The organism is Azospirillum sp. NS33 (genome assembly GCF_059703765.1).
The window spans coordinates 262916-273249 of record NZ_BAAKJB010000001.1; the positions used below are offsets into that span (position 1 = coordinate 262916).

Genomic DNA, 10334 nt, shown 5'->3' on the forward strand with positions numbered 1-10334 from the left:
CGGCTCCTGGCAGGGAAAGGGCCGTTGCGGCGCGGGCGGCCGGCCACCCGGCCGGGTGTTCTGGCCGCCCTGTTCTGGCCGCCCTGTTCTGGCAGCTCAGTTCTGGCAGCCCCGTTCTAGCAGTCCATGACCGACGAAATCACCCCTCGCCGTCGCGCAGCCGCTCCACCGCCCGGCGCTCGCGCTTGGTGGGGCGGCCGCTGCCGGGCGGCCGCGCCGCCGGTGCGGCGTTTTCCATCGCGGTCTCCCGGGCCGGCGGGGCGAGGTCCTCGTAGAGGGTGCGCGCCTCGTCGGCGGGGCCGCGCCGGGCGCCCAGCGCCCGCACCCTGACCACGCGGATGTGGCGCCCCTGGGGAAAGGTCAGCACGTCGCCGGGCTTCACCGCGTGGTGCGCCTTGGCCACCAGCGCGCCCGAGCACCGGAAGCCGCCGCCGGCCACCGTCCTGGCCGCCAGGCTGCGCGTCTTGTAGAAGCGCGCGAACCACAGCCACTTGTCGATGCGCAGGCGGCCGGCGCCGGCGGTCTCCGCCGGGGGCGGGCCGTCATCGGGGCCGTCATCATCGGCTCCGTCATCATCGGCGCCGTCATCACCGGTGCCGTCATCGGCGCGGTCGTCGTCCAGGTCGTCGGCGCGACCGCGGGCGGGGTCGGGGGCCGGGTCGGAAATCGGGTCGGAGGTTGGGGAGGGGGTGGTGTCGGTCATGGGCGGTCCAGCGTGGCCGGTCGGGTCTGGGGGGCGGGTCTGGGGGATCGGGTCTGGCATGCGGCGCCGTCACCCGGCGCCCTGGAAGTGGCGCAGCTTGGCGAAGGGATGGTCGGCGGGCGGCGGCTTGTCGCGGGGCGGCCGGGCGCGCACCGGCCGGCGGCGGCGCCACGCCGCGGTGCCGTCCGCGGCGGCGATGCGGGTGTAGCCCAGGGCGCCCAGCACCGCCGCCAGCTCCTCCGCCCCGGTGGCGATGATCTGGGCCAGCGCCGCCTCGGCCGGCGGCGTGCCGTCGCGCCCCTTGAGCAGCTCCACCTCGAGGCGGTCCAGCATGTCGACGCGCACCGCGCGCCGCCCCACCAGCGGATAGCCGATGGCGTCCCAGAACGCGGCGGGGCAGGCGCCGGCGCCGGGGCCGGTCTCGTCGATGGTCACCGACACGCGGCCCGACGGCGGCGCCGGGGCCGGCAGCGGCAGCCCCGCATGGACCGCCCACAGCAGCGCCCGCAGCTCCACCGCCGCCGGCTTCATCAGCGCCGGCACGAAGAGGTGGGTCACGCCGAGGCGGACGCCGTGCCGGGCCAGGGCCCGGCGATCGTCCCGGTCGAGGCCGTCGATCAGCCCGGCCACCGCCGGGCGCGGCAGCACCCCCAGCCCCTCCTCGAGCTGGAAGGCGAGGCCACGGGCGGTGCCCGTGAGGTCCTCGGCCTTGCCGAGCGCCAGAAGCGGCTTCAGGCGGTGCCCGACATGCCCCTTCAGCCACGCCTCCAGGCGCAGGCGCAGGCGGTCGCGCTGGGCCTGGTCGAGCAGGGTGTCGCCAAGGGGAACCACCATCGGCGCCAGCACCGAAGGCCCGGCGGCAAGCCGCGCCACCGCCCGCCCGTGGCAGCGCAGCGTCCCGTCGGCGGCCATCCCGAACGCCGCGTCCGGCTCCTGTTCGAAGGCCCGGACGCGGCGGGCCAGCTCGTCCACCAGGGCGCGCCGCGCCGCCGTGAGCAGGGCCCGCGCCTCGTCGGAGCGGTCCGGGGCGTCGGGCACGAAGCGGAAGCCGTCGAGCTGCCCCACGGGATGGCCCTCCACCACCACCTCGCCGTCGGCGCGCACCCCGCCGACCAGCGCCCGTCCGTCCTTCAGGGTGCGCACCAGGGTGGCCGAGCGGCGGTCGATGAAGCGCTGGGTCAGGCGCTCGTGCAGGGCGTCGGACAGGGTGTCCTCGATGGCCCGGGTGCGCTCCTGCCAGTGCAGGGGGTCCCTCAGCCACGCCGGCCGGTTGGAGATGTAGGTCCAGGTGCGGATGTGGGCGATGCGCGCCACCAGGGCGTCGATGTCGCCCTCGGTGCGCTCCAGGCGCGCCACCTGGCGGGCCACCCAATCCTCGTCGAGGCGGCCGGCCGGGGCCCGCAGGAAGCGGTAGATCTGGCCGAGCAGGCGGGTGTGGGCGTCCGACAGCACCTTGCGGAAGTCGGGAACCTGGCAGACCTCCCACAGCAGCTGCACCGCCGGCCTGCCCTTGGCCAGGGCCAGCACGTCGGGGTCGCGGACCAGCGCCTGCAGGGACAGGTGGTCGTCGGCGTCGCGGGCGCGGATCAGCTCGGGAAGGCCGGGCCGCTCCTCGAGCGATTTCAGCAGATAGCCCGGCGTGTCGAAGCGCAGCGCGGCGTTGCGCCACATCAGCGATTTCAGGGTCTCGAAGCTGTGGTTCTCGACCCGGTCCACCAGCTCCGGCTCCAGCTCGCCGACCTCGTCGGTGGTGCCGAAGGTGCCGTCGCGCATGTGGCGCCCGGCGCGCCCGGCGATCTGCGCCACCTCGGTGGGGCGCAGGCGGCGCGGCTGGAACCCGTCGAACTTGACCATGCGGGCGAAGGCGACGTGGTCGACGTCCATATTGAGGCCCATGCCGATGGCGTCGGTGGCGACGAGGTAGTCGACCTCGCCGGCCTGGTAGAGGCCGATCTGGGCGTTGCGGGTGCGCGGGCTGAGCGCCCCCAGCACCACCGCGGTGCCGCCGCGCTGGCGCCGCAGCAGCTCGGCCATGGCGTAGACGTCGGTGGCGGAGAAGGCGACCACCGCGGAGCGCGGCGGCAGCCGGGTCAGCTTGCGGTGGCCGGCGTAGGTGAGCTGGGAGAACCGGGGCCGGCCGATGAATTCGACCCGCGGCACGAGTCGGCGGATCAGCGGCTGGACGATGTCGGAGCCGAGGAACATGGTCTCGACCTCGCCGCGGGCGTGCAGCAGGCGGTCGGTGAAGATGTGGCCGCGCTCGGGGTCGGCGCAGAGCTGGATCTCGTCCACCGCCAGGAAATCGACGACGCGGTCCAGCGGCATCGATTCCACCGTGCACACCCAATAGGCGGGGTTGGGCGGCAGGATCTTCTCCTCGCCGGTCACCAGGGCGACGGCGTTGCGGCCCTTCGCGGCGACGATCCGGTCGTAGTTCTCGCGCGCCAGCAGGCGCAGCGGAAAACCGATCATGCCCGTCCGGTAGCCCAGCATCCGCTCGATGGCGAGATAGGTCTTGCCGGTGTTGGTCGGGCCCAACACCGCGGTCACCCGCGCCGCCGGGCCGGACGGATCGTAGAAGGCTGCAGCCATGGCCCTAAGCATTGGTCGCTGCGCCGCGGGATGCAAGCACAAGCGCAACCAGATGGGGCGGCGGACGGGGGGGCGGACGGGCGGCGGTGCACCCCCTTGCCCGGTCCCCCGTGCGATGGCATGGACCGCGGGCGGCGAACGCTGTTAACTGGACCCTCCCGATCCCGATCGCCCGAGAGGCCCCATGCGACCGCCGACGCGCCGCCCGTTCCCCGCCCTTGCCGGCGCCCTCGCCCTGGCGCTCGCCGCCGGCACCCCCGGCGCGGCGCTGGCCCAGGCCGTGCCGCCATCGCCGGCAACGGCCGACGCTGCGGACGCCGCGGCGGCGGCGGCGATGGCGGCGCCGGCGGCGGTGGCGCCGGCCATCGACGCGGCGGGGGCCGCGGCCCTGGCCGACTCCCTGGCGGACGGCATGGCGCGCCTGTTGGGCGACGACGACGACGCCACCACCGCCTTCGACTGGGAGGACGATCCCGAGGTCACGCCGGCCGGCGACCACTACGACGTGGCGTTGCCGGCGCTGAGCGCCACCGGCACCGACGGCAACCGCATCGACATCGGGGTGATCCGGCTGCGCGTGCGCCCGCTGGGCGCGGGGCGCTACGCGGTCGCGGCGACGCTGCCCACGACCATGCCCGTGGTGGCCGGGGAGGAGGACGAGCCGGTCGGCAGCCTGACCATCGGGGAGCACCGGATCGAGGGCGAGTGGATCGCCCCGTTCGACACCTTCCTCACGGCCGATATGGTCGTCAACGACGTGGTGGTCGACTCGCCCGAGACCGACGGGCGCGCGACCATCGGCGCGATCACCTACCTGCAGGACTTCCAGCCCGACGGACCGGCCACCTGGGGCGGACCGGCGGCGCTGGCGATCAGCAACCTGTCGATGACCGACGACGGGGATGGATCGTCGACGCTCCACGTCGACGGCTGGACCGTGGAGGTGGAGGCCGACGGCATGAATCCGGCCGAGGCCACCCGGCTCAACCGCCAGCTCCGGGGGATGGCGGACCCGCTGCAGGCGATCGTCATGGTGCTCGAACGCATGTCCGATCTGGCCGCCAACGTGACGCTCCGCACGACCGTCACCGGACTGTCGGTCCGCGACCCCGGCGCGCGGACGCTGCGCCTGGACCGCATCGCCCTGCAGGGCGGGATGCAGGGGGTCGGCGCGGCACGGGGGTCGGCCTCGTTCGGACTCGAGGCGCGCGGGCTCGCCATCACCCCGTCCCTGGCGCCGCGGGAGTTCACCCCCGACCAGGTGGAGATCACGCTGGCCCTCACCGACCTGCCGGGCCGCACCTTGTGGACGGCGCTGGCCGACGTGGTCGCCGGGACCGGGAACAAGCGCGCCCGCGCCGACGCCCGGGCCCGGGTGCTGGCGCTGCTGAGGGACGCCGGAACGGCGCTGCGGATCGAGCGGATGCAGCTGCAATCGCCGGCGCTGGGGGCGAGCACCGAGGGCGTGGCCCGCATCGCCCCCGCCTCCGCCCTGGGCGCGGTGGCCGACCTCACGGTGCGGTTGCGCGGGCTCGACGCCGCGGCGGACGCCCTGCGCCCGCAGCCGGGCCGCCAGCCCGACGAGGAGGCCCAGGAGACGCTGGGCATCATCGCCCTGCTCCAGGCCATGGGGCAGCCGGACGCCGACGGGAGCGGCGACCTCCGGGTCTACCGGATCGAGGTGACGGAGGACGGCGGGCTGCGCCTCAACGGCGCCGACATGTCCGCCCTGTTCGGGGGGGCGCCGCCGGTCCGGCGGAAGTCCACGCCCTGACGGCCGCCGCCTGCCACTTGCGCGGGCGCCGGCACTCCCACACATATCCGCCGGCAGCGGCCGACGGGCTCGTCCCCGGCGGCCGCGCCACCGCACACCCGCACCCGACAACAACCCGTGGAATGGTGATTCCGATGACCGAGGAACGGCTCAGCTTCCAGGCCGAGGTCAGCCGCCTGCTCGACATCGTCGCGCACTCGCTCTACAGCGAGAAGGACGTGTTCCTGCGCGAACTCGTGTCCAACGCCTCCGACGCCTGCGACCGTCTGCGCTACGCCGCCCTGACCCAGCCCGAGCTGACCGCCGGCGACGCCGACTTCCAGATCGTGCTGACCCCCGATACGGAGGCGCGCACCCTGACCGTCGCCGACAACGGCATCGGCATGAACCGCGAGGACCTGGTGGAGAACCTGGGCACCATCGCCCGCTCCGGCACCGCCGCGTTCATGCGCCAGCTCTCCGGCGACAGCAAGAAGGACGTCAGCCTGATCGGCCAGTTCGGCGTCGGCTTCTACTCCGCCTTCATGGTCGCCGACCGGGTCGAGGTCACCACCCGCAAGGCCGGCGAGGACCAGGGCTGGCTGTGGACCTCCGACGGCAAGGGCGAGTTCACGGTGGCGGCGGCCGCCGACGCGCCGCGCGGCACCCGCATCGTCCTGCACCTGCGCGAGGGCGACGACGAGTACCTGGAGGAGATGCGCCTCTCCACCATCGTGCGCAAATACTCCGACCACATCGCCATCCCCATCCGCTTCGCCGCCGGTGAGGAGACACGGACTCTGAACAGCGCCTCGGCGCTGTGGATGCGCTCCAAGAGCGAGGTGACGGAGGAGCAGTACAAGGAGTTCTACCACCACGTCGGCCACGCCTTCGACGATCCCTGGCTGACCATCCACTGGCGGGCGGAAGGCGCCATCGAGTACACGAACCTGCTGTTCGTGCCCTCCATGAAGCCCTTCGACCTGTTCGACCCGAAGCGGGCGCACCGGGTGAAGCTCTACGTCAAGCGGGTCTTCATCACCGACGGCGCGGACGGGCTGGTGCCGCCCTACCTGCGCTTCCTCAAGGGTGTGGTCGACACCGAGGACCTGCCGCTCAACATCAGCCGCGAGATGCTCCAGCACAACCCGATGCTGGCCAAGATCCGCTCCGGCCTGACGCGCCGGGTGCTCGGCGAGCTCACCAAAAAGGCGGGCGATCCCGAGGCGGCGGCGGAATACGCCGCCTTCTGGGAGAACTTCGGCGCGGTGCTGAAGGAGGGGCTCTACGAGGACTTCGAGCACCGCAAGGAGCTGATGAAGCTGCTGCGCTTCCGCTCGACCCACGGCGACGGGCTGGTGTCGCTCGACGACTACATCGGCCGCATGAAGGAGGGCCAGGAGGCCATCTTCACCATCGCCGGCGACGACGAGGAGGCGCTGCGCCGCAGCCCGCAGATCGAGGGCTTCAAGGCCAAGGGCGTGGAGGTGCTGCTGCTGACCGACCCGGTCGACGAGTTCTGGGTGCCGGCGGTCGGCGAGCACGAGGGCAAGCGCTTCAAGTCGGTCACCAAGGGCGGGGCCGATCTCGGCCGCATCAAGACGGCCGACGACGCCGACGACGCCACGCCCGCCGAGGAGGCCGAGGCCGGCGACCTCGACAGCCTGATCGCCCTGTTCAAGCTGACCCTGGGCGACGCCGTGAAGGACGTCCGGCGCTCCGAACGGCTGACCGACAGCGCGGTCTGCCTGGTCGCCGACGAGAACGACATGGACATGCACCTGGAGCGCCTGCTCAAGCAGCACAAGCAGCTGGGTGCCGCGGAGGCGACCCGCATCCTCGAGCTGAACCCGGGCCATCCGCTGGTGGCACGGCTGGCCGACCGCGCCAAGGCGGACGGCGCCAACCCGGACCTGGGCGAGGTGGCGTGGCTGCTGCTCGACCAGGCCCGCATCGTCGAGGGCGACCCGGTGCCCGACCCGGTGGCCTTCGCCCGCCGCCTGTCGTCGCTGGTCGCCAAGGGGCTGGCCGCCTGACGGGCGGACGGCCGCTATTCCGCTGGGCGGGAAAACGGCCGGGCTCCCGGCGGATTGGGGGGTGTCATCGCGGCGTCCGGCTTCCTACCCTTCTGGTGGAGGACACGACCGGAACCGAGGAGGGACGCGATGGCACCCCACGACACGCTGGCCGATTGGTGCCGGCACGAGCGCATGCAGCAGCAGGCCAGGCTGGAGTGGCTGGAGTCGGGCCGCATGCAGGTCGCCACCCGCGACGCGTCTGGCCAGTCCATCGACATGACCCTGCAGAGCATCGCCGAGGCCCGTCGCAAGGTGGCGGAGCTGGACGAGCTGCTGGCCCGCGAGGGCTAGACCGGCGGGCGGCCGCTTCGGCAGCCCATCCCGTTGAAGATCCCGTCCGGGGTGCGGCCAAGTCGTATTGCCCAGCTTACGTTCGATTGGTATCAATACTGCCGATGCCGCAAGGCTCCGCTCGGGCCGGTGCCCCTTCGCGCCATGCGTTCCGGTGTGCGCGAAAGGATGCCGTGTCCCGGCTGCCTGCGCACGAGAGAGGAATGGTGACGGACTCCGGCGCGCGATGAACGATGAGACGCGAGAGGGGATTCACCGCCTCTGGGATGCCTTGACGGATTTTGGCACCAGCGACCTGGACAAAGCCGTCACCCACCTGATGTCGTCGCTCTGCGCCGTATGCGGCGCCGGAAATGCGACCTGGGGCGGCGCCATCCGCGTCGACAAGGCGGCCGACGACGATCCGCTGATGGGATGGCGGACGGTCGGCATGCGGTCGCTGAAGCCGGTCGAGCCCTATCCGGACGAAAGCTTCTTCAAGAACATCCTGCGCCACTGGGACCGGCGGGAGATCGACCCCTCCTTCCTCCTGCCGATGCGCGGCGTCGGAAGCTTCCGCACCTACTCCTTCCGGCGGGAACTGCCGCCGGAATGGTTCGGAAGCCCGTTCCACAACGCCTATTACGGTTCGGCCGGCATCCACGACGCCGTCTTCGTCGGCTTCCCGCTGAACGAGGACTGTGAATCCCATTTCGGATTCTATTCGGGCCAGCCCTTCACCGATGCGCACGTCGAGGCCCTGGCCTATGCGCTGCGGGGCATCAAGTGGTTCCACAACCATCTGATGCTGAGCCACAGCCTGCTCGTCGCGACGGCACCGCTCACCCCGACGGAGCACGCCATCCTGCGGTTGCTGCTGACCGACGCGCCCGAGAAGCAGATCGCCCATCGGATCGCCCTCGCGCCCTCGACGACGCACCAGCACGTGGTGAGCATCTTCCGGAAATTCGGTGTGCACAGCCGCGCCGGCCTGATGAGCATCTGGCTAAAAAACGCGAGATAATCAATGGGTTCAGGTCTATCCCCTACTGTTTAGTGGATGTGACCCCTCCGGCGCCTTCCAGTACAGCTATCCCACGAACGATTGGTGACGACCTCCCCGACGGGCTTCCGGGCATGCGGTGGGGAAAGCGCCGTAGGCGTGGGGGTGTGGGTGGCCATGCGCGACCGGCGGGGAAGGGGACGGAGCGCGGCGGTGCGATGGGCACGGCTGGCGCCGCTGGCCGCGATCCTGTCGGCATTCCATACCAGTGACGTGGCGGCACAAACCTCCCTTCCCGGCAGCGTCGATCCCGGCCAGCTTGAACGGCGCTTCTCGCCGCCACCCGCCCCGCGATCCGACGGAACGGCCCCCGCCCCGCCCCGCGGCCCGGCCCTGGCGGTGCCGGACGGAGCCGGAGCGGCCACCTTCCGCCTGCAAGGCGTCGTCATTGACGGCACCACCGTGTTCACGCCCGAGGCGTTGCGCCCGCTGTACGCGGCGCTTCTTGGCACCACGGTCTCTGTGGAAGCCCTGTACCGGGTGGCCGAGGCGGTCACCGACCTCTACGTCCGGTCCGGCTACCTGCTGAGCCAGGCCATCGTCCCGCCCCAGCGGATCGGCCGGGACGGCACCGTCCGGCTGCGGGTGATCGAAGGCTTCGTCGACCGGGTGATCGTGAACGGCGATCTCCAGGGGGGCGAACGCTTCGTCACGGCCTACGGCGACGTCATCCGCGCCGAGCGCCCCCTGCGCCTCGCCACCCTGGAACGCTCCCTGCTGCTGGCCGGCGACCTCGCCGGAACCACCGCCAGCGGCACTCTGGTGCCGTCGGACACCGCACCGGGCGCCGCCGACCTGGTGATCGACGTGTCGCTCGACCCCATCGACGCCGCGGTCAGCATCGACAACCGGGGCAGCCGCTACGTCGGCGCATGGCAGGCGGTCGGGGCGCTCAGCCTGAACTCGACGCTCGGTCTCGGCGAGCGGATCGACCTCCAGGCGGTCACCACCCCGTTCGAGCCGAGAGAGCTGAAATACGGGCGGGTCACCTACACCCAGCCGGTCGGCACGCAGGGAACCACGCTGTCCGCCGAGGCGGGCTGGCTCACATCCCGTCCGGGGTCCTGGTTGAGCGAGCTCGGGGTGCGCAGCCGGGCCCAGGTGGTGGCGGTGGGGGCCAGCCATCCCGTCATCCGCAGCCGGCGCGAGAATCTGGTGCTGTGGGGCCGCCTGGAGGCGCGCGACAGCCGGACCGGGGAGCACGGCGACCAGATCGTTTCGCAAGACGGCCTGCGCTCCCTTCGCCTGGGAACCCGCTACGACTGGGTGGACGGCTGGGGGGGAGCACCCGCGGTCACCCTGGTCAACCTCGACCTGAACAAGGGCCTGGACGTGCTGGGAGCCCGGCGCAGCGGCTCCGACCGGCTGTCCGTCAGCGATGGGCGCTCCGACTACGTCAGCCTCGGCTTCGAGGCGACCCGCACCCAGGCGCTGGGCGGGCGGTTCAGCCTCATGGCCGGCCTGGCCGGCCAGTGGACCCGGGACACGCTCCTGTCGGCCGAGCAGTTCGCCCTGGGCGGCGGCCAGTACGGCCGGGCCTACGACCCCGCCGAGATCACCGGCGACCGCGGCCTCGCCGCCAAGCTGGAGCTGCGCTACGCCGGGCCGGAGATGCCCGGGCTCGCGGGGTGGCAGGCCTACGTGTTCTGGGACGGCGGCCGCACCTGGCTGGTCGCCGACCGGGGCGACGGCACGCAGGCGCGCAGCCTGATGTCGGCCGGTGCCGGCCTGCGCGTCGACCTGACGGATCGCTGGGCCCTGAACCTGGAGGCCGCCGTGCCGGTGAGCGACGCGCAAGGGGCGTCGGCCAGCGACGGAGGCCGCGACCCGCGCGTCTATTTCGGCCTGGTGGCCCGGTACTGAGACAGGGACGGA

General features: G+C 72.5%; 7 protein-coding genes. 5 read left to right on the forward strand and 2 right to left on the reverse strand.

All coding sequences use genetic code 11. The features are described from left to right. Positions 1 to 139: 139 nt before the first annotated feature. Together AC6H2I_RS01235 and AC6H2I_RS01240 are read right to left on the reverse strand one after the other, a co-directional pair. Positions 140 to 703 carry an RNA-binding S4 domain-containing protein gene (locus AC6H2I_RS01235; RefSeq protein ID WP_497498693.1) on the reverse strand — a complete coding sequence of 188 codons (564 nt, stop codon included), beginning with the start codon at positions 701 to 703 and terminating at the stop codon, positions 140 to 142. Between the two features lie 69 nt (positions 704 to 772). After that, the gene (locus AC6H2I_RS01240; protein ID WP_497498694.1) at positions 773 to 3295 is read right to left on the reverse strand and encodes a helicase-related protein; all 2523 of its coding nucleotides are present in this window, start codon (positions 3293 to 3295) and stop codon (positions 773 to 775) included. A gap of 184 nt (positions 3296 to 3479) precedes the next feature. Here AC6H2I_RS01240 and AC6H2I_RS01245 point away from each other — a divergent pair, with 184 nt between their 5' ends. The 5 genes from AC6H2I_RS01245 (at position 3480) to AC6H2I_RS01265 (ending at position 10322) form a co-directional block, all read left to right on the forward strand. Next, a complete protein-coding gene (locus tag AC6H2I_RS01245) occupies positions 3480 to 5069 on the forward strand; it encodes a hypothetical protein (protein ID WP_497498695.1) in 1590 nt (529 codons plus the stop codon). A gap of 134 nt (positions 5070 to 5203) precedes the next feature. Beyond that, a complete protein-coding gene (gene htpG / locus AC6H2I_RS01250; RefSeq protein WP_497498696.1) occupies positions 5204 to 7084 on the forward strand; it encodes a molecular chaperone HtpG in 1881 nt (626 codons plus the stop codon). 129 nt (positions 7085 to 7213) lie between these two features. After that, positions 7214 to 7417 (forward strand): hypothetical protein, encoded by a 204-nt coding sequence (locus AC6H2I_RS01255; RefSeq protein ID WP_497498698.1) that lies wholly within the window; start codon positions 7214 to 7216, stop codon positions 7415 to 7417. Positions 7418 to 7643: 226 nt separating this feature from the next. Beyond that, the gene (locus AC6H2I_RS01260) at positions 7644 to 8420 is read left to right on the forward strand and encodes a response regulator transcription factor (RefSeq protein ID WP_497498699.1); all 777 of its coding nucleotides are present in this window, start codon (positions 7644 to 7646) and stop codon (positions 8418 to 8420) included. A gap of 192 nt (positions 8421 to 8612) precedes the next feature. Then, entirely contained in the window at positions 8613 to 10322 is a 1710-nt protein-coding gene (locus AC6H2I_RS01265; RefSeq protein WP_497498701.1) for a ShlB/FhaC/HecB family hemolysin secretion/activation protein, read from the forward strand. The last annotated feature ends 12 nt before the right edge of the window (positions 10323 to 10334 follow it).

Excerpts from the sequence above, each read along its gene's own strand:
- AC6H2I_RS01235 (WP_497498693.1), bottom strand. The coding sequence starts at position 703 with ATGACCGACACCACCCCCTCCCCAACCTCCGACCCGATTTCCGACCCG.
- AC6H2I_RS01240 (WP_497498694.1), bottom strand. The coding sequence starts at position 3,295 with ATGGCTGCAGCCTTCTACGATCCGTCCGGCCCGGCGGCGCGGGTGACC.
- AC6H2I_RS01245 (WP_497498695.1), top strand. The coding sequence starts at position 3,480 with ATGCGACCGCCGACGCGCCGCCCGTTCCCCGCCCTTGCCGGCGCCCTC.
- htpG (WP_497498696.1), top strand. The coding sequence starts at position 5,204 with ATGACCGAGGAACGGCTCAGCTTCCAGGCCGAGGTCAGCCGCCTGCTC.
- AC6H2I_RS01255 (WP_497498698.1), top strand. The coding sequence starts at position 7,214 with ATGGCACCCCACGACACGCTGGCCGATTGGTGCCGGCACGAGCGCATG.
- AC6H2I_RS01260 (WP_497498699.1), top strand. The coding sequence starts at position 7,644 with ATGAACGATGAGACGCGAGAGGGGATTCACCGCCTCTGGGATGCCTTG.